An 18581-nucleotide genomic window follows, 5' to 3' on the forward strand; every position below is an offset into this window, starting at 1 on the left:
TTTAAAAGAATGAATTTAGAATCACCAAAAACCACCATAAATAAATCAGCGAAAGAAACTTTCGATTTTCTATCTGAAGTGAAAAATTTTGAGAAATTAATGCCAGAAAATATTAGCAAATTTGAAGTACTTGATGACGACAAATTTTTGTTTGCATTAAAAGGAATGCCAGAAATTGTACTCAAAAAGAAGGAAGCTATTTCACCTAATAAAATAGTATTAGGTGCTGCTGGTGGCAAGCTCGATTTCTCACTTACGGCAGATATTACTGCTATTTCAGAAAACTCTAGTGAAACTCAATTAACGTTTGAAGGAGAGTTTAATGCTATGATGGCGATGATGATAAAAGGACCCATTTCTAAATTTATTGAAACCTTAGCTACTAACATGTCTGTGGTAGTTTAGAATAACAATGTGACTTCTTTAAGGTCAAACGACTTCACTATTTCATCTTCAATTAACACCTGTAGAAGACCAAAATCGCTTACGCCTTTGATATACCCAGAAAATAAATTCCCTTGAGTGTCTTTAAAGGTTGAGGGTTTATTTTTTCTAAACAGATGGCTTTCATATTCTAGTTTTAAATCCTTGTAGGATTTTGAATGTAACATTAAGAAATAATGCTTTAATTGTTTTAAAACTTCTTCAAGCAAGTGATCACGATCAAAATGATTTCCAGATATCAATTGCATTGACGTCGCGTTAGGCAAATCATTAAAACTCATTTGATTTACATTGATACCAATTCCAATGATTGAAGATTGTAATTGGTTCTGTTTTATGACATTTTCTATTAAAATACCACTAAGTTTTTGCTGCTCTGACAAAATGTCGTTAGGCCATTTAATTTTTAGTGTATTAATTTGAAAGGATTTTAAGGCTTTAAAAACAGCTAGAGAAACAGCCATACTTAAGTAAAAAGGTGATATAACATCTAAACTCGATACATCTTTAAACACACTAAACATAAGGTTTTTTGCGCTTTCAGATTGCCATTGGGTTCCCATTTGTCCACGACCATTAGTTTGGTTTTCGGTAACAAGGACGGTAAAATCTTCAATCGATTCTTCAGCACTAAGCTGTCGTAAAAAAGAATTAGTAGAGTCAATGGCATTAAGTTTGATTATACGCATAGTATTGTGTTAATAAACTTTAAGAATTTCTTATCAGCAATTAAGCTTCATAAGAGTAAAAAAAATAATAACTTTGCACAAAATTAAATCAATTTAATGGCGAAAAAAAATACGAGTCCAGATGAACTAATTACAACAGTAATTGCTGGAATTGAAGATGTAAAAGGAAAAGAGATTACAATTCTGGATTTAAGAGACATTGAAAATACAGTTTGTGACTATTTCATTATATGTGAAGGTACTTCGAATACTCAAGTAAATGCCATAGTAAATTCCATACAAAAAAGAGTAAGTAAAGAACTTAAAGACAATCCTTGGCACGTTGAAGGTGCTGATAATGCTGAATGGGTATTAATGGATTATGTGAATGTTGTAGTACATGTATTTCAAAAACATATCAGATCTTACTACGACATTGAAAGTCTTTGGGGAGACGCAAAGATTACAGTTATAGAGACTAGTTACTAATAAAATTAGCCACTTTGTGGCATATAAATAATGGCAAAAGACAATAAAAATATAAATAAAAAACCAAAATTAAATCCCTATTGGATTTACGGAATTATCATTGCCGCTTTTTTGGGAATCCAATTATTCTCAGGTGGATTTGGTAGTTCTACAACTAAAAAAATAAATCCTTCAGAGTTTCTTGAATATTTAGACAAAGGCGACGTTGATAAACTTGTCATAGTCAATGGTCGAGAAGCTAGAGTGTATTTAACTAAAGAAGCTTTAGAACAAGAAATTCATAAAAAATCTAAACCCAACAACCTTTTACCTTCTGTAACACCTCAGCCTAACTATACATTTGAATTTGGTGAGCAAAAATTATTTGAAGAAAAAATAGAAACTATATTAGAGAACAATCCAAATCTAAATACACCTATTTCTTTTATAACAGAAGAAAACCATTGGGGCAATTTTATATTCTCTTTACTACCGTTTATTTTAATTATTGGTGTTTGGATTTTTATTATGCGTCGTATGTCTGGTGGTTCTGGAGGTGGAGCTGGTGGACAGATTTTTAATATCGGAAAATCTAAGGCAAAGCTATTTGATGAAAAAACAGATGTAAAAACATCATTTAAAGATGTTGCAGGTCTTGAAGGTGCAAAAGAAGAAGTACAAGAAATTGTGGATTTCCTCAAAAATCCAGAAAAATATACATCTCTTGGAGGTAAAATACCGAAAGGAGCCTTGTTAGTTGGTCAACCAGGAACTGGTAAAACCTTGTTAGCAAAAGCCGTTGCTGGAGAAGCAAAAGTACCTTTCTTCTCTTTATCTGGTTCAGATTTCGTAGAAATGTTTGTAGGTGTTGGTGCTTCAAGAGTTCGAGATTTATTTAAACAAGCGAAAGAAAAATCACCTGCTATCATTTTTATTGATGAAATCGATGCTATTGGTAGAGCTCGAGGTAAAAACAACTTCTCAGGTTCTAATGATGAACGAGAAAATACACTTAACCAATTGCTTACAGAAATGGATGGTTTCGGAACTAATACAAACGTAATAGTATTAGCAGCAACCAACAGAGCAGATGTCCTTGACAAAGCCTTAATGCGTGCAGGTCGTTTTGATAGACAAATTTTTGTTGATTTACCAGATGTTAGAGAACGTAAAGAAATATTTGAAGTACACTTAAGACCAATAAAACAGTCGGAAAAATTAGATATCGATTTCCTTGCTAAACAAACACCAGGATTCTCTGGAGCAGATATTGCAAATGTTTGTAACGAAGCCGCTCTTATTGCTGCTCGTGGTGGTAAAAAAGCTGTAGGAAAACAAGATTTCTTAGATGCGGTTGACAGAATTGTTGGTGGTCTTGAAAAGAAAAATAAAATCATTACAGTAGAAGAGAAAAAAGCAGTAGCTTACCATGAAGCAGGTCACGCAACTGTTAGTTGGATGCTTGAGCATGCTGCACCACTTGTAAAAGTAACAATTGTACCACGTGGGCAATCTTTAGGTGCTGCATGGTATTTGCCAGAAGAGCGACTTATTGTTCGTCCTGAGCAAATGCTAGATGAAATGTGTGCTGCCCTTGGTGGAAGAGCTGCAGAAAAAGTGATTTTTAATAAAATCTCAACTGGTGCTTTAAGTGATCTGGAAAAGGTAACTAAACAAGCAAGAGCTATGGTTACCATTTACGGACTGAGTGATAAAGTTGGAAACCTAACCTATTATGATTCATCAGGACAATCTGAATATGGATTTACAAAACCTTACAGTGAACAAACTGCTGAGTTAATTGATAAGGAGATATCAGATATTATTGAAAAACAATACCAACGTGCAATTGCATTATTAGAACAACACAAAGATAAATTAACTCAATTGGCTGAAGTCCTTCTTGAAAAAGAGGTAATCTTTAAAGACAATCTTGAAAAAATATTTGGTGAACGTCCGTTTGAAAAGCGAGAACTTGTAGAACCAAAAGGAACTATAGCTAAAGAAAGTAATCAAGCATCTGAAACAGAAGAAGAGTAAATCTTTGAAAATCCTATAAAAAACTTAAATTAACTTATCATTAATTTAAGTTTTTTTATATTTGATACTTACTATAGTATAACTAGGTTAATAGCACAATTCCTTAAATGAGTCTATTTCGTAAAATCTTCGGTTTAAAAGACACTCCCGAAGACCACATAAAAAGCGAAGAGAGAGGCAAGTATATGCCTGAAGTAAAGCTACCTATTGATGAGCAATTTACAATCAATTTTAAAGCTAATGGTGGCAAGTTTTTGTATTGTGAAGACATGCAGGAGGTCAATAATAGCCTCAACAATATTCTAAAGGAAAATAAGTGGGAAGACGAAAAGGTTTTGGTTATAGACGAACGTCTTGAAGAGATGTTTAAAGATTATAATTTTAATACCTCTAAAAAAGTATCAGAATGTACTTACTTTCTATCTACTTGCGAATACCTAATTTCAGATGATGGATCTCTATTAATTTCTTCAAATCAAATTGCGGAAAAGAAACTAAAAGAACTCCCAGCAAATTTTATAATTTATGCGACAACGAGTCAGTTTGTTCAAAATATTGGTGAAGGTTTAAGAGGTATTAAAGGAAAAAACAAAGACAAGATTCCAACCAATATTACTACGATTAAACACTTTAAAACGATTGAAGACAAAGACTTTCTTACGTATGGAAGTAGCTCAAAAAACCTATATTTGCTGCTCCTAGAAGATTTATAGATGAAAGAAATCCTTACAAGAGCGCTCTCTGGACTATTATATGTTTCACTTCTAATTGCTTCTCTTTATTGGCAACATGCGCTTATCGGACTCTTTTTTGTTTTCGGACTTATATGCATGGCAGAATTTAAAAAACTCATCAATCTCAAAAGTTATTTTCCTTATGCAGTTTTCATAGTATTATACTTAGGATTTGCCTATTGGAAAACTATATCAAATACCGTTAAAGGTTATGAGGAAGCCTCTCAAATTCTATTGGTAATTACCATTTTTGTGCTCCTCATTTTGATTAAAGATTTATTTTCAGAAAAGTCCATACCTTTATTTGAATCGAAACGGTTTATCATCACAACCTTTTATTTATCTAGTGGATTTGTGTTTTTAATTTCGATTGCCAATTTTGAACAAACCTTTACTCCGCTTCTACTATTAGGGTCTTTCATCCTAGTATGGGTCAACGATACGTTTGCTTTTCTGGTTGGCAAAAACTTTGGCAAACAAAAATTATTTCCTAGTGTATCGCCTAAAAAAACAGTCGAAGGCTTTCTTGGTGGTTTATTCTTTTCGTGTATTGCAAGTTATTTTATTGCTGAATATACAGAAACCCGTAGCTTTACGATTTGGCTTATATTAGCAATTATTATTAGTGTATTTGGCACTATAGGTGATTTGATAGAATCCAAATTTAAGCGGCAAGCAAACGTAAAAGACAGTGGCGTAATTATGCCTGGTCATGGCGGATTACTAGATCGTTTAGATAGTATTATCTTTGCTGCACCATTTATATTTTTATTTTTAAGACTTGTATCATATGTTTCATAAAGAAGGTTATAAAATTATTACTATTACGCTTGCCCTTGTTACTGCATCTGTACTTTTGATAGATCGTTTTGTTGATTTACCATGGTTGAAATTGCTACTTATGATTAGCATGCTCGTGGTCTTAATATTAATTCTTCAATTTTTTAGAAATCCAAAACGACTTACCAAATTAGAAGATCATACTGCTGTTTCTCCAGTTGACGGAAAAGTAGTTGTTATTGAAGAAGTTTTCGAAAAAGAAGTCTTTAACGATAAACGCATTCAGGTATCAGTATTTATGTCACCAATTAATGTGCATGTAACACGCTATCCTATTAGCGGAAAAGTCAGTTATAGTAAATATCATCCAGGAAAATATTTGGTTGCTTGGCACCCCAAAGCTAGTGAGGAAAACGAACGTACTACAGTTGTAGTGGATAATAAAAATTTTGGACGAATTTTATATAGACAAGTAGCTGGTGCCTTAGCAAAACGTATTGTCAATTATGCTAAAGTTGATGATCAAGCTGTGCAAGGCGGTGATTCTGGATTTATTAAATTTGGAAGTCGAGTAGATTTATTTTTACCTTTAGATGCTACTATTAAAGTAGAACTTAATCAAAAAGTAAAAGGCGGCGAAAGTATTATTGCCGAAAAGATATGAAATCAGAGGAATTAGATATCACATTTCAAGAATCTGTTGCGCGAATTAATGCACATACAGAACCTTTTCCTGCAGATTTTCTTTTACGCCTTTATGCCTACTACAAAAAAGCTACTAATAATTACGGTAGACCAAGTAGTAGCAAACCAATAATTAATGCCTTTAAAACTAATGCATTATTTCAAGTTAAAGATGTTAGTGAAGATGAAGCCAAACAAGTCTATATCGATTTAGTCAATAATTACTTCCTATACAGAGAATAAAAATCATTTCCCCAATCCAAAACACATGAAAAAAATTATTTTATCTTGTTTATTAGCTTTTGCTGTACTTTCAATAAATGCACAAACGTTTAATTCCTTTTATTCCTCTATTGTCGAAAACACATCACAAGCCAATATTTTAAATGATTTGACGACGTTTGAAAGTTTCGGAATTAAAAATGTAGGTTCTACTCGTCTTACTAATGCTGAAAATTGGATAACATCACGTTACCAAAGTCTCGGTTATACTGATATTGTATTGCAACCGTTTACCTATTCGGCAGGAACAAGTAATAACATTATTATTACAAAAACAGGAACGGTATATTCAAACACCTATTTAATTATTGATGGTCATTATGATACAATTAATGGAGCAGGAACAAATGATAATGGATCAGGTACAGTTTTAATAATGGAATTGGCACGTTTACTTAAAGATGTAGACACCGAATATTCGATCAAATTCATTCATTTTTCTGGTGAAGAAGATGGCTTAATCGGAAGCAACTACTATGTAAACAATACTGTAATTCCGCAAAATCTAGACATCAGATTGGTTTTTAATATTGATGAAGTTGGTGGTCTTGCTGGAACCAATAACGATACTATTGTTTGCGAACGTGATCAATCTATGCCAGCATCAAACAATGCAGCTTCTAATCAATTTACAAATGATTTAGCAACACTTATTGAATTGTATTCAACTTTGCACACTGAAATCTCTTATGCTTACGCTTCAGATTATGTCCCTTTTGAAAATAATGGTGAAATCATAACAGGTTTATACGAAAAGAATGAAACGCCTTATGCACATACTGCAAATGACTTGTTAGTTAATATGGATGTGCCATATTTATATCAAGTAACTAAAGGTTCTCTTGGAGTTGCTTTAGAGTTTGCTGTTGCTTATGAAACATTGAGTACTGAAGAAGAAGCCGATTTTAATAACGCAATTCAGATTTCACCAAACCCATCAGATAGCTTTTTAACTATAAGTTTTACTAGACCTTTAGAGCAAGCTGTCGATTTTAAATTGATAGATATGCTAGGCAAAAATGTCTATGAAAACACGTTTACTGAGCAAACACAAACAATCTCAATAGACAATCTATCAGCTTCACAATACTTCGCAGTGTTTAAACTAGATAACAAACGTTTTATTAAACGACTTATCGTAGAATAAGATGTCTGAAAAAGCTGATAATTCTCTAACATTTTCCTGTGGTGCAAAGATGCCAAACCGTTTCATGTTGGCACCAATGACCAATTGCCAAAGTCATGAAGATGGTACTTTATCCGACGACGAATTTCAATGGCTAACAATGAGAGCCAAAGGTGGCTTCGGACTCACAATGACTTGTGCTTCACATGTACAAGCCATTGGCAAAGGTTTTCCTGGACAATTAGGTATTTTCTCTGATAAGCATATTGAAGGTCACAAACGACTTGCTGCAGGCATTAAAACTCATGGCAGTTTAGCTGTCATTCAATTACATCATGCCGGAATGCGTTCGCCACAAGATATCATTAATGGACAACCGGTTTCTGTATCTGATATGAAGAAATACAATGCTCGTGGCTTATCAATTGCAGAAGTTCAGCAACTCAAAACTGATTTTATAGATGCCGCAATACGAGCACAACAAAGTGGTTATGATGGTGTTGAAGTTCATGGTGCTCATGGTTATATTTTAACTCAGTTTTTAAGTTCAGACATCAACTCACGATCTGATAATTATGGTGGAAGTCTAAAGAATAGAGCTCGATTGCTTTTTGAAATTACAAATGGTATCAGACAGGCTTGTGGTCCAAAATTTCTATTAGGCGTACGTTTGTCTCCTGAACGATTTGGAATGCAACTAAAAGAAGTAAAAACGATATGCCAACGATTTATTGACGAAGGTCAAATAGACTTCTTAGACATCTCACTTTGGGACTGCTTTAAAATGCCAGAAGAACTTGATCACCAAAACCAAAGTTTATTAGAGCATTTTACAAGTTTAGACTTCAAGAATATTAAACTCACTGTAGCTGGGAAGATTAATTCCGGATACGATGTACAAAAGATCCTAGACGCCAGAGTAGATTTTGTATCTATTGGTCGTTCTGGTATTTTGCATCATGATTTCCCTAAACAAGTAATGGCTAACCCAAATTTTGAACCAACGCCAACTCCAGTTTCAGAAGACTACTTGCACAACGAAGGTCTAAGCGATACATTTGTAAAGTATATGAAGCGATGGCCAGATTTTGTAGCTTAATAAGCTAAGCAATTCCTTTATGGCTGTTAAGACTTTCTTCAATAGCCTTAATAAAGTCTTTGTTCACGTTGATATCAACAAAATTGATATGCGTATAAATATCTGGAACACATTGATACGAAAAAGCAATAGGCTTGATATCTAAAAGCTTCTCAACAGATCGTTTGTAAGCCAGATCCATTTCGTTTTTACAATGGTTCTTTCCGTAGTATTCTTCAGAAATTATAGGAATAAAAACTTTAGAATCTACAATTCCCCACATATATTTTGACGTAAATGGTTCTCCAATACCAATGCTCTTTACATCAAAAAATATTTTTAATTTGTTTCCTTTTGGTGTTCTGAACGCTTTAAGAGGTTCATACACATTCTTTTTAACCCACTCACTATTGCCATGAGAATAGCTAATAAATACATCATATTTTTCTGAGCCTTCAGCTACTCCAGTCGTTAAAAATTTATAAGCAAAATGCCAGGAAAGTACAGCTGTAACCAACATGGTTGCCAATGTTTGTCCAACAGGAATAACAGCATTAAAGGATAAAATCACTTTGTAATAAACATACAAAAAAAGCAAGCTTAGTAAAAAGGAAATAATGGCAATGAGTATAGGTTTTGTTTGAAGTGATTTTACATATTTAAAAAGTAACGCATAAATCATTACAACAAACAAAGCAAAAAATAGCATTTGACCTATAATAAGCGCAGTGCTTTCTATTGGTAGGTTTAGTCTTATATTATAATCCAGTAGGTCACTAATCGCCCAAGTAAGGATGTAAGGACCTGGAATTGCGATAGAGCCTAAATCGACAACATCGTTTTGAGGGTCTCCAACAACAACAATTTTATGATCTATGTCTATAACATTTCCTTCTTTAGCAGATAAAAAGCTATTTAAAGTAAGCGTACTATCTGGAAAAAACATATAGGAACTAGACATAATTTCATCTAAAGTCGCCATAGGAATAATAGAACCTCTTCTTTTCTTTTCATGTGATCTGGTCTTAGATTTTTCTAAATCTGTCACTACCTTTAAGGCTAAAGATTCAATTAATACATACGGGTTTTCATCTCCAATAAGTTCAGAAAATTCAGATTTAAACCAATAGTCAAATTCATAAAAAGCCACATTGGTTATAGGAAAAGAATAGGCGTGATAACGACCACTCCCTAAATGTATGGAGTCAGAGGTATAGGATAAGGCATTATAAATATCAACATCGTGATTTGCTTCTAAGTTATCAAACCCAATACTGTCAATTTCTACGTTATTTTCATTAGATGCGTTAATATTATAAGCAGCATAAACTGGAGTTTTTAATTCCCGTAAGTTTTGAATTGCTCTAATGAGGTTTTTCCGTTGTGTACTATCACGACTAAACCAAAGATCTAATACCACTGCTTTTGGACCTTTACTAACTTCAGCTTCTTTAGCAAATGCATCAAGCATATCCACAACTTTTTGTCGTTTTTTTTGAATTATAGCACATGTGCTTTCACCCAACATATCGGGAGCTAAATCAACAAATACGATATCATCATTTACAATAGGTTGATTATCGATAGTTTTATTAGAAAACGCAGTCAGGTAGGTATCTATTTGCTTCCAATTACCTACACTCAATAATAGAATTGCTGTGACTACAAATGTAACTAAGTATATGGCAAGGCGTTTTAATGTAAGCATAGATATGGATTAATAGCAACCATTATCTGCTTGATTATAGAAGTAGTCACTGTTAGTAATGTCCCCTTTAATATCATATAACCATCCCAAAAACTCATTAATTTCAGTGACATCTTCACAAATAAGTTCGCGTTCTTCGGGATCATTAGTGTACTGCAAATCTTCCATATCGAAAGACAAATATTCTCGTAATAAGACTTCAATATTATATAAAATGGAATCTCCTTCAGAATTGTATGAATCAACAGCTTTAAGCGCTTCAGCTAATGACAAATTTGCTTCAATTGTACTCATATCGTCATAACCATAATACTCGTTATAAATAGATGCGGCTTGTCTAAAAGGACCAATCGCTTCTTGTGGTTGATCAGTATCAATATACAATTCTCCTAAACAAAGGTAATTATTCGCTTGATCGTCTGGATCATTACGATCACTAATGTCACTATATACATCTTGTATAGCATCAGAATAATTATCATATTCTGCAGGAGTATCATTTGCAAAATATTCAGATTCCCCTTGTGATTGAGAGATTGAGATTGATTTTGTAAGCGCAGTACCACGCTTTTTAGTTGTAAGTGGATTACCTCCTACATACACAGGAACCTGATCAATAATATTAACACTTCCTTCAGTTGTAATCACAGATGCCTTGTTATTTTTACCTTCAGATTGATCAGTGAAGGTAAATTCGGTCGTGCGGCTTGCTGTGGTGGTTCCACGTCCATTTGTAACACGATAATTCGGTCCAACACCTCTATTTACCTTGCTTTGAATTGTAGCTCCTTTTCCTTTAACTATATGTTTTTCTACTCCACCTTTAAATTCAACACTATATTCCATAGGCTTACTCTTAGCCATACAAACTTGCACTCCATTTGGAGATTTAAGTAATACAACTGTATTTGATGGAATTATTAATTTTGTCCCTGAATTAAGGGTAGATCCTATTTGAGCAGCATAACTCTTTCCGTTAACTGTTAAAGTAACCTTAGTAGCATTAGCATTGTTGAATCTAATATTTGTTATAACACTAGAACTTTGTGCATTCAATGAACAAAAACCAGCAATGAATAGATAAAACAAAATGCTCACAAATGGTTTAATTATTTTTGTCCTTATAGTTGATTGGTTGGTTATCATAATAAGAATTTTAATTGTGTATTTGAAAAATATAAATTCACTTTTGAATTTAATATGGTACAGTGGAGACTAACAAATATAAAGATAATAAATTTTTATTAGTGCAAATCTTATGAATTAGAACATTAGAACTAACAAATTGAAAGTTAACCCTGAGTTTTTCTTGTAGAGTTCAGTTATTGCATAAAACCAGTTTCTATACGTAGTTCTACGTATTGACATCCTTAAATTTTTTATCGAATTTTGAAAAGCATCATTACAATTAAAACCAATCGTATGCAGAACCAACTTTCTGATAAAATCAACAATATGATTAACCTAGATTATCGTAAAGAAGACGATATCTGGTTACAAAACAGTAAAACTTTACGAAAACTTATTGGTGTTTTAGGTATGGCTTTACCATTTATCCTTATCATAATCACTTTTTTATTTTTTGATTTATCAAGACCTATTGAATCTATCAGCCATTATTACTATACAAGAGCTGGATCTGTTTTTACTGTTATTTTAAGTGTGATTGCCATTTTTTTAATAGTCTATAGTGGTAAAGAACCTAAGGATTTTTACATTTCTACTATTGCTGGAATATGCGCGCTTTTTGTAGTTTTCTTTCCTACAGGGAATTTAAGCGCTGAGTGTTGCGATACTTTAACTACCTATTCTGTAACTTATATAAAAGGAAGTGCAAGTGCAGGATTTAGAGAAGGTTTTCACTTAGTATCTGCAGCCATTTTTTTATTACTATTAGCATATATGTCTTACTTTTTATTTACCAAATCTAATAAAGCACCTAACCAACGAGGTCAAAAAAAGAAGATTAGAAATAAAATCTTTAGAGTTTGTGCGATTCTAATCGTCATATCTTTAATAATTATCCTTTTAGGTTTCACGGGAGTTATACCGGAAGATATATACAACGGTAATCAATTGACTTTTTGGATGGAAACCTTGGCGGTTGAAAGCTTCGGATTTGCATGGTTGATTAAGGGTGAAGCTATATTTAAAGACGATCCCGAATTTTTAGCGATGTCATCAGCTCCTGAATAAAACCAGCTACTAACAACAGAACAATTAAAGGTGCAATTTAAAACTTCTAACTAAACTTATATTCAAATGAAAAAAATAGTCTTATACAGAAACAACTATTTAGGTCAAGAAATACTTGGGCATTTAATGGTATTTGAAGATAACGCGTTTGGAGGAAGTAAAATGATTTTTGAATGCAAAACTTTAGAGCTCGAATGGAAGAATAACAATAATAACGTATCATGTGTACCCACTGGTTTCTACAACATTGTATTTGAAAAGTCTGCTAAATTTAATAGATACCTTTGGGAACTTAAAGGTGTTCCTGGACGATCTGAAGCTAAAATCCATGTAGCAAATTATTACACACAAATTCAAGGATGCATTGCTGTTGGAGATATGCATACACATATTAATTCAGACGAAATTCCAGATGTAAGAAATAGTAAAGAAACGTTAAGACGATTTCATGAAATAATGAAACCAGAAAAAAAATCTACCATTAGAATTGTTGGTAAATCCTAAAGCTTTAACTAATCCCTAATCAAAGGCATCGTACTACAACGCAGTAATCCTTCTTGCTTAGCAATTTCCGCATAAGGAACTTCTTCAACAGTAAATCCGTTTTCGCGAAGCCATGTATTTAATCTAGTAAAGTTACGTTCAGAAATGATGACATCCTCAGAGATCGAAAAGATATTGCTATACATGCTATACATTTCATCTTTAGTGATTTCAAAAACGTTTTCTTTTCCGAAGAAATCCAACAACCAATTGTATTCGCTTTCGACTAAAAATCCATTTTTATGTAAAATGGCTTTGTCTTTACCAATGGGTTGAAAACAACAATCTAAATGTAAAGCGTTTTCTTTGGGATCTGTATTAGATTTGCGCAACTCAAACGACTTCACAGTTTTATGAGGAAACAACTCTTGTATAGCAATTACGGCATCCATATTAGTTCGTGCAGTAATATAGTCGGCATAATCTTCACCAGAATAAGTACCAATAAAAATATAATCATTCCAAGGCATCACGTCTCCACCTTCTATATGACATTCTTCAGGTAATCTTAGACGATTCTCTTTAGGAATTTTACTCCAAACGTGCTCGATGGCATCTATCTCACGATCTCTATCTGGTAAAACGTTTGCTTTCACAATTTTATCGTCAATTACAAAAGCAATATCTCTAGCAAAAATCTGATTATAATCTTTAATGATTTCTGGTCTGTACACCTCTACATCATACTTTTTCAAAACATCAGCAACCGCTTCCATCTCTTTAATCATATCTGCTTCCTTAGGATAGGTTCCTGCTTTGATATGTTGTACAGATTTTGGATCGTAAGCTTCTTCGATAGTAGGTGTTGGACCATTACTTTCAGCAGTGCCAAGAATTACAGCTCGTAGGCGCGATGTTTCGTTTTGTATGTGTAGTTTCATATATTACAAATATAAAAAAAGCTCCATAATTACTTATGAAGCTTTATTAAACCTTTAATTAAATTGGTTTATCTTTTTGATATGTCTTTAAATGGTCTGTATGTTTCACCAGTATATAATTGACGTGGACGACCAATTGGCTCTTTACGCATACGCATTTCTCTCCATTGAGAAATCCAACCTGGTAAACGACCTAAAGCAAACATCACTGTAAACATTTCTGTTGGAATTCCCATACCTCTATAAATGATTCCTGAATAGAAATCGACGTTAGGATATAATTTTCTGTCAACAAAATATTGATCCTCTAAAGCCTCTTTTTCTAAACCTTTAGCGATATCAAGAATAGGATCTTCAACACCTAAATCTCCTAATACTTCATCTGCAGCCACTTTAATTATTTTTGCTCTTGGATCAAAGTTTTTGTACACTCTATGTCCGAAGCCCATTAAACGGAAAGGATCCTTTTTATCTTTAGCTTTCGCCATATATTTTTTAGTATCTCCACCATCTTCTTTAATTGCTTCAAGCATTTCTAAAACCGCTTGATTTGCTCCACCATGCAATGGTCCCCAAAGTGCTGAGATTCCTGCAGATAATGACACAAATAATCCAGCATGAGACGACCCTGTTATTCTTACTGTAGATGTTGAACAGTTTTGCTCATGATCTGCATGAAGAATTAATAATTTGTCTAAAGCATTCACTAAAATTGGATTTTGTGTGTAGTCTTCATCAGGACGCTTAAACATCATTTGTAAAATGTTCTCAACATATCCTAAAGATGAACTCCCATAATCTAAAGGCATACCATGTTTTTTACGCATAGTCCAAGCCACAAGAATTGGAAACTTACCTAAGATTCTAACAATTGCATTGTACATTTCTTCTTCAGAATCTACATTAACTGATGTAGGATTAAAAGCGGTTAATGCACTAGTTAAGGATGCTAAAACTCCCATTGGATGTGCTGATTTCGGGAATGCATCTAATATTTTTTTGATATCATCATCAACTACTGCGTGCTTTTTAATATCTGAATGAAATTGATTTAGTTCCTCTTGAGTTGGTAACTCACCAAAGATTAACAAATATGCTACTTCTAAGAAATCAGCTTTTTCTGCTAACTCTTCAATTGAGTAACCTCTATATCTTAAGATTCCTTTTTCACCATCTAAAAACGTAATTGCACTTTCGCAACTACCTGTGTTTTTATAGCCAGGATCAATTGTAATTACGCCTCCTGTATCTCCTCTTAAGGTTTTTATATCTATAGCAACTTCATTTTCTGAACCTATAACAATAGGTAATTCATACTTTTCACCATTAATTTCTAAGGTAGCTTTATCTGACATTTGTTGATGTTTTATATATTTTTTTAAGTCCTGTAAATTTACGAAATATCTAAGGATTTATGAAGTCAATTTATAATGGTTTTAACAATTATGATATTCATAAAATAGATACTTTAAACCAAGTCTTAATTGATGCATTATCCACAGCATTTTACAAAAAGCCACATTGATTTTTTAAACTTAAATGGTATTTTTACAACTAAATACTAATTACATGTTACGACTTTTATTTGTTCTGTTCTTAATAACTTCTGTAGCTCAAGCTCAAGTTATAAATGTAGAGACGTTAAGAAAATCTACAGATTCAACCAAATGGACTGGCTCTGTAAGTTTAGATGTTTCGTTGATAAAAAATAGGAGTGATATTTTCAGAATATCAAATAAAGCACATGTTCAATATAAAGACTCCAGCAATATATGGTTGTTTGTTAATGATATCAACCTTCAAAAAATTGAAAATAATGCTTTAGTTAATAGAGGCACTCAACATTTAAGATATAACCGAAGACTCACACCACGAATAAAATGGGAAGCGTTTACCCAAGCACAATACGATGCGGTTTCAGATATTGACTTGAGATTTTTATTAGGAACTGGTCCACGTTTCAAACTAAGTGAAAACGATGACTATAAATTTTATTTGGGTACTTTGGTGATGTACGAACATGAAAAAGCTTCAGATGTAGTATCAGATAGGCTTCAGCAAGATTTTAGAGGAAGTATGTACCTGTCGTTTAGCTTATACCCTACAGAATCACTAAGTATTATTAGCACCAGTTACTTTCAGCCCAAACTTAATAGACTTAAAGATCATAGACTTGCAAGCAATACGTCTGTATTAATTAAGATTCTAGATGACTTGGCTTTTAAAACGTCTTTTGATTATTTCTTTGATGCGTTTCCTGTGACTACATCAATCCCAAAAACGCAATATGAATTGACAAATGGGTTGTTGTATAGTTTTTAGATGTTCCTAAAAATAAAAAACCTACCCGAATCAACGAATAGGTTTTAATCTTTTCTATGTAATAAGTCTTATTTCACTTTAAACGCATTCATTTGCGGAAAGTAAGCGACTTCTTGTAATTCTTCTTCAATACGCAATAACTGATTGTATTTTGCCATACGATCACTACGCGACGCAGAACCTGTTTTAATCTGACCAGTGTTTAAAGCCACAGCTAAATCTGCAATCGTATTATCTTCAGTTTCACCAGATCGATGAGACATTACAGACGTATAACCAGCATTATGTGCCATATTTACAGCAGAAATGGTTTCAGTTAAGGTACCAATCTGATTCACTTTAATTAAAATAGAATTTGCGATTCCATTTTCAATACCTCGAGATAAACGCTCTACATTAGTCACGAATAAATCATCACCAACCAACTGTACTTTATCTCCAATTTGCTCTGTAAGATATTTCCAACCATCCCAATCGTTTTCATCCATTCCATCTTCTATGGATAGAATTGGATACTTTGACGCTAATTCAGATAAATAATCTGCTTGTTCTTTACTTGTTCTAACCACACCTGAATCACCTTCAAAAATGGTATAATCGTATTTTCCGTCTTTATAGAATTCTGCGGCAGCACAATCTAAAGCAATCATTACATCATCACCTAATTTGTAACCTGCATTTGAAACTGCTTTAGCAATCGTTTCTAAAGCATCTTCAGTACCACCTTCTAGGTTAGGTGCAAATCCACCTTCATCACCAACAGCCGTACTTAAACCTCTATCGTGTAATACTTTTTTAAGGTTATGAAAAATCTCAGTTCCCATTTGCATGGCGTGCGTAAAATTTTTCGCTTTTACAGGCATTACCATAAATTCTTGAAATGCAATTGGTGCATCACTATGAGAACCACCATTGATAATATTCATCATTGGCACTGGTAGTGTATTTGCTGAAACGCCTCCAACATATCTATATAATGGCATTCCTAATTCGTTAGCAGCTGCTTTTGCAGCAGCTAAAGACACACCTAAAATAGCGTTAGCGCCTAGTTTAGATTTGTTCGGAGTTCCGTCTAAATCTATCATTAACTGATCGATTCTATTTTGATCAAATACAGATTCTCCTAATAATTCTTGAGAGATAATTGAATTTACATTATGAACCGCTTTTAAAACTCCTTTTCCCATATATGCATCACCTCCATCGCGAAGTTCAACAGCTTCATGTTCTCCAGTAGAAGCTCCAGAAGGTACTGCCGCTCTTCCCATCACTCCGTTTTCAGTAATCACATCAACTTCAACTGTTGGATTTCCTCTTGAATCTAAAATTTGTCTTGCATGAATATTAATTATAATGCTCATATTCTTTTGATTTTTATGTTTAGAATGTTTTACAAATTTACGAAATAGTTGACCTAAAACTGATTCGACTAATCAGAATTACATTATATCTCAACTATAATGTTTTCGTAAAATTAAAAAAGCAACGAATCTTTAAAATCGTTGCTTTTTTGTTATTAATTATTTTTGATATTCTGAATAAACTCATCAAACAAATAGGTTGAGTCGTTTGGTCCAGGACTTGCTTCTGGATGATATTGTACCGAGAAGCAGTTTTTGTTTTTCAGTTTAATACCTGCTACTGTATGATCATTTAAATGCACATGCGTAATTTCGATATCAGGATGTGCTTCAGTTTCTTCTCTATTAATTGCGAAACCATGATTTTGAGATGTGATTTCTCCTTTGGTCGTTACCAAATTCTTTACAGGATGATTAATACCCCTATGACCATTGTGCATCTTGTAGGTAGAAATTCCGTTAGCCAATGCAATGACTTGATGCCCTAAACAAATTCCGAATAATGGCAAATCTCTTTTGATGATTTCTTTTGCCACTGTTTGAGCTTCAACTAAAGGTTGTGGATCTCCAGGACCATTTGAAATAAAATAACCATCAGGTTTGAATCCTTCTAAATCTTCAAATTTAGAATTATGTGGAAACACTTTAATATATGCATCTCGTTTTGCTAGATTACGCAGAATGTTCTTTTTTATTCCGATATCTAATGCCGCAATTTTAAGCGTAGCATTTTCATCGCCATAATAATAAGGTTCTTTAGTTGAGACCTGCGAAGCCAGTTCTAAACCTTCCATGCTTGGCACAGCAGCAAGTTGCTTTTTCAATCCTTCAACATTATCAACATCTGTAGAAATTACAGCATTCATAGCGCCATGATCTCTTATGTGACCAACAAGTGCACGAGTATCCACATCAGAAATTGCTAAAAGATTATTATCATTAAGAAATTCTTCTAAAGACTTATCTCCAGACGGACGCGAATAATTAAAGCTAAAGTTTTTACAAATTAATCCAGCAATTTTAATAGAATCTGATTCTATTTCATCAGCTTTGGTTCCGTAGTTACCAATATGTGCATTGGTCGTCACCATAAGTTGTCCGAAATATGAAGGATCAGTAAAAATTTCTTGGTATCCTGTTGTACCAGTATTGAAACAAACTTCACCAAAGGCTGTACCTTCTTTACCTATAGATTTCCCATGAAAAATCGTTCCATCTGCAAGTAAGATTAAGGCTTTTTTACGTTTTAAGTATATCATTTTAATA

Annotated in this window: 19 protein-coding genes; 12 read left to right on the top strand and 7 right to left on the bottom strand. The window is 33.3% G+C overall.

Annotated elements, in window-relative coordinates:
• The first annotated feature begins 9 nt into the window (after positions 1 to 9).
• Complete coding sequence (locus VOI25_RS06290) at positions 10 to 405, top strand: SRPBCC family protein (protein ID WP_323788212.1); 396 nt, start codon at positions 10 to 12, stop codon at positions 403 to 405.
• On the opposite strand, the gene VOI25_RS06295 is transcribed toward VOI25_RS06290, so the two are convergent.
• A complete protein-coding gene (locus tag VOI25_RS06295; protein WP_323788213.1) occupies positions 402 to 1133 on the bottom strand; it encodes a biotin--[acetyl-CoA-carboxylase] ligase in 732 nt (243 codons plus the stop codon). The genes VOI25_RS06290 and VOI25_RS06295 overlap by 4 nt on opposite strands.
• A 96-nt stretch (positions 1134 to 1229) precedes the next feature.
• On the opposite strand from VOI25_RS06295, the gene rsfS reads away from it, so the two are divergent.
• The 8 genes from rsfS to VOI25_RS06335 all read left to right on the top strand — a co-directional run bounded on the left by rsfS (position 1230) and on the right by VOI25_RS06335 (position 8325).
• Positions 1230 to 1601 (top strand): ribosome silencing factor, encoded by a 372-nt coding sequence (gene rsfS, locus VOI25_RS06300; RefSeq protein WP_323788214.1) that lies wholly within the window; start codon positions 1230 to 1232, stop codon positions 1599 to 1601.
• Positions 1602 to 1631: 30 nt separating this feature from the next.
• Positions 1632 to 3620, top strand: coding sequence for an ATP-dependent zinc metalloprotease FtsH (gene ftsH / locus VOI25_RS06305; RefSeq protein WP_323788215.1), 1989 nt, complete (start codon positions 1632 to 1634; stop codon positions 3618 to 3620).
• 107 nt (positions 3621 to 3727) lie between these two features.
• Positions 3728 to 4333 carry an LUD domain-containing protein gene (locus VOI25_RS06310; RefSeq protein ID WP_323788216.1) on the top strand — a complete coding sequence of 202 codons (606 nt, stop codon included), beginning with the start codon at positions 3728 to 3730 and terminating at the stop codon, positions 4331 to 4333.
• Positions 4334 to 5155 (top strand): phosphatidate cytidylyltransferase, encoded by an 822-nt coding sequence (locus tag VOI25_RS06315; RefSeq protein WP_323788217.1) that lies wholly within the window; start codon positions 4334 to 4336, stop codon positions 5153 to 5155.
• A complete protein-coding gene (locus VOI25_RS06320; RefSeq protein ID WP_323788218.1) occupies positions 5145 to 5798 on the top strand; it encodes a phosphatidylserine decarboxylase family protein in 654 nt (217 codons plus the stop codon). Before VOI25_RS06315 ends, VOI25_RS06320 begins: the two co-directional genes overlap by 11 nt.
• Positions 5795 to 6061: an acyl-CoA-binding protein gene (locus VOI25_RS06325; RefSeq protein ID WP_323788219.1), complete on the top strand. Its 267-nt coding sequence runs from the start codon at positions 5795 to 5797 to the stop codon at positions 6059 to 6061. The genes VOI25_RS06320 and VOI25_RS06325 overlap by 4 nt, the downstream gene beginning before the upstream one ends.
• A 25-nt stretch (positions 6062 to 6086) precedes the next feature.
• Complete coding sequence (locus VOI25_RS06330; protein WP_323788221.1) at positions 6087 to 7247, top strand: M28 family peptidase; 1161 nt, start codon at positions 6087 to 6089, stop codon at positions 7245 to 7247.
• 1 nt (position 7248) lies between these two features.
• Positions 7249 to 8325 (top strand): NADH:flavin oxidoreductase, encoded by a 1077-nt coding sequence (locus VOI25_RS06335; protein WP_323788223.1) that lies wholly within the window; start codon positions 7249 to 7251, stop codon positions 8323 to 8325.
• Between the two features lie 4 nt (positions 8326 to 8329).
• On the opposite strand, the gene VOI25_RS06340 is transcribed toward VOI25_RS06335, so the two are convergent.
• Together VOI25_RS06340 and VOI25_RS06345 are read right to left on the bottom strand one after the other, a co-directional pair.
• The gene (locus tag VOI25_RS06340; protein ID WP_323788224.1) at positions 8330 to 10012 is read right to left on the bottom strand and encodes a toll/interleukin-1 receptor domain-containing protein; all 1683 of its coding nucleotides are present in this window, start codon (positions 10010 to 10012) and stop codon (positions 8330 to 8332) included.
• A gap of 9 nt (positions 10013 to 10021) precedes the next feature.
• Positions 10022 to 11158: a tetratricopeptide repeat protein gene (locus VOI25_RS06345; RefSeq protein WP_323788225.1), complete on the bottom strand. Its 1137-nt coding sequence runs from the start codon at positions 11156 to 11158 to the stop codon at positions 10022 to 10024.
• Between the two features lie 276 nt (positions 11159 to 11434).
• On the opposite strand from VOI25_RS06345, the gene VOI25_RS06350 reads away from it, so the two are divergent.
• A complete protein-coding gene (locus VOI25_RS06350) occupies positions 11435 to 12208 on the top strand; it encodes a hypothetical protein (protein WP_323788226.1) in 774 nt (257 codons plus the stop codon).
• A gap of 66 nt (positions 12209 to 12274) precedes the next feature.
• On the top strand, positions 12275 to 12712 hold the full coding sequence (locus VOI25_RS06355; RefSeq protein WP_323788227.1) for a DUF5675 family protein: 438 nt from the start codon (positions 12275 to 12277) through the stop codon (positions 12710 to 12712).
• A gap of 8 nt (positions 12713 to 12720) precedes the next feature.
• Here VOI25_RS06355 and VOI25_RS06360 read toward each other — a convergent pair whose 3' ends face one another.
• On the bottom strand, positions 12721 to 13632 hold the full coding sequence (locus tag VOI25_RS06360) for a dimethylarginine dimethylaminohydrolase family protein (protein WP_323788228.1): 912 nt from the start codon (positions 13630 to 13632) through the stop codon (positions 12721 to 12723).
• Positions 13633 to 13700: 68 nt separating this feature from the next.
• A complete protein-coding gene (locus VOI25_RS06365) occupies positions 13701 to 14987 on the bottom strand; it encodes a citrate synthase (protein ID WP_323788229.1) in 1287 nt (428 codons plus the stop codon).
• A 214-nt stretch (positions 14988 to 15201) separates the two neighbouring features.
• Between VOI25_RS06365 and VOI25_RS06370 the strand changes: the two genes are divergently transcribed.
• The gene (locus tag VOI25_RS06370) at positions 15202 to 15954 is read left to right on the top strand and encodes a DUF481 domain-containing protein (RefSeq protein ID WP_323788230.1); all 753 of its coding nucleotides are present in this window, start codon (positions 15202 to 15204) and stop codon (positions 15952 to 15954) included.
• A 68-nt stretch (positions 15955 to 16022) separates the two neighbouring features.
• On the opposite strand, the gene eno is transcribed toward VOI25_RS06370, so the two are convergent.
• Positions 16023 to 17315, bottom strand: a complete 1293-nt coding sequence (gene eno / locus VOI25_RS06375; RefSeq protein WP_323788231.1) for a phosphopyruvate hydratase — start codon at positions 17313 to 17315, stop codon at positions 16023 to 16025.
• Between the two features lie 155 nt (positions 17316 to 17470).
• Positions 17471 to 18574 (bottom strand): glutamine-hydrolyzing carbamoyl-phosphate synthase small subunit, encoded by a 1104-nt coding sequence (carA, locus tag VOI25_RS06380; RefSeq protein ID WP_323788232.1) that lies wholly within the window; start codon positions 18572 to 18574, stop codon positions 17471 to 17473.
• Positions 18575 to 18581: the final 7 nt, after the last annotated feature.

The sequence above is a fragment of the Psychroserpens sp. genome (genome assembly GCF_034670085.1).
GTDB lineage: Bacteria > Bacteroidota > Bacteroidia > Flavobacteriales > Flavobacteriaceae > Psychroserpens.

Coding starts and splice junctions, on each gene's coding strand:
- VOI25_RS06290 (WP_323788212.1), top strand. CDS start 10: ATGAATTTAGAATCACCAAAAACCACCATAAATAAATCAGCGAAAGAA.
- VOI25_RS06295 (WP_323788213.1), bottom strand. CDS start 1,133: ATGCGTATAATCAAACTTAATGCCATTGACTCTACTAATTCTTTTTTA.
- rsfS (WP_323788214.1), top strand. CDS start 1,230: ATGGCGAAAAAAAATACGAGTCCAGATGAACTAATTACAACAGTAATT.
- ftsH (WP_323788215.1), top strand. CDS start 1,632: ATGGCAAAAGACAATAAAAATATAAATAAAAAACCAAAATTAAATCCC.
- VOI25_RS06310 (WP_323788216.1), top strand. CDS start 3,728: ATGAGTCTATTTCGTAAAATCTTCGGTTTAAAAGACACTCCCGAAGAC.
- VOI25_RS06315 (WP_323788217.1), top strand. CDS start 4,334: ATGAAAGAAATCCTTACAAGAGCGCTCTCTGGACTATTATATGTTTCA.
- VOI25_RS06320 (WP_323788218.1), top strand. CDS start 5,145: ATGTTTCATAAAGAAGGTTATAAAATTATTACTATTACGCTTGCCCTT.
- VOI25_RS06325 (WP_323788219.1), top strand. CDS start 5,795: ATGAAATCAGAGGAATTAGATATCACATTTCAAGAATCTGTTGCGCGA.
- VOI25_RS06330 (WP_323788221.1), top strand. CDS start 6,087: ATGAAAAAAATTATTTTATCTTGTTTATTAGCTTTTGCTGTACTTTCA.
- VOI25_RS06335 (WP_323788223.1), top strand. CDS start 7,249: ATGTCTGAAAAAGCTGATAATTCTCTAACATTTTCCTGTGGTGCAAAG.
- VOI25_RS06340 (WP_323788224.1), bottom strand. CDS start 10,012: ATGCTTACATTAAAACGCCTTGCCATATACTTAGTTACATTTGTAGTC.
- VOI25_RS06345 (WP_323788225.1), bottom strand. CDS start 11,158: ATGATAACCAACCAATCAACTATAAGGACAAAAATAATTAAACCATTT.
- VOI25_RS06350 (WP_323788226.1), top strand. CDS start 11,435: ATGCAGAACCAACTTTCTGATAAAATCAACAATATGATTAACCTAGAT.
- VOI25_RS06355 (WP_323788227.1), top strand. CDS start 12,275: ATGAAAAAAATAGTCTTATACAGAAACAACTATTTAGGTCAAGAAATA.
- VOI25_RS06360 (WP_323788228.1), bottom strand. CDS start 13,632: ATGAAACTACACATACAAAACGAAACATCGCGCCTACGAGCTGTAATT.
- VOI25_RS06365 (WP_323788229.1), bottom strand. CDS start 14,987: ATGTCAGATAAAGCTACCTTAGAAATTAATGGTGAAAAGTATGAATTA.
- VOI25_RS06370 (WP_323788230.1), top strand. CDS start 15,202: ATGTTACGACTTTTATTTGTTCTGTTCTTAATAACTTCTGTAGCTCAA.
- eno (WP_323788231.1), bottom strand. CDS start 17,315: ATGAGCATTATAATTAATATTCATGCAAGACAAATTTTAGATTCAAGA.
- carA (WP_323788232.1), bottom strand. CDS start 18,574: ATGATATACTTAAAACGTAAAAAAGCCTTAATCTTACTTGCAGATGGA.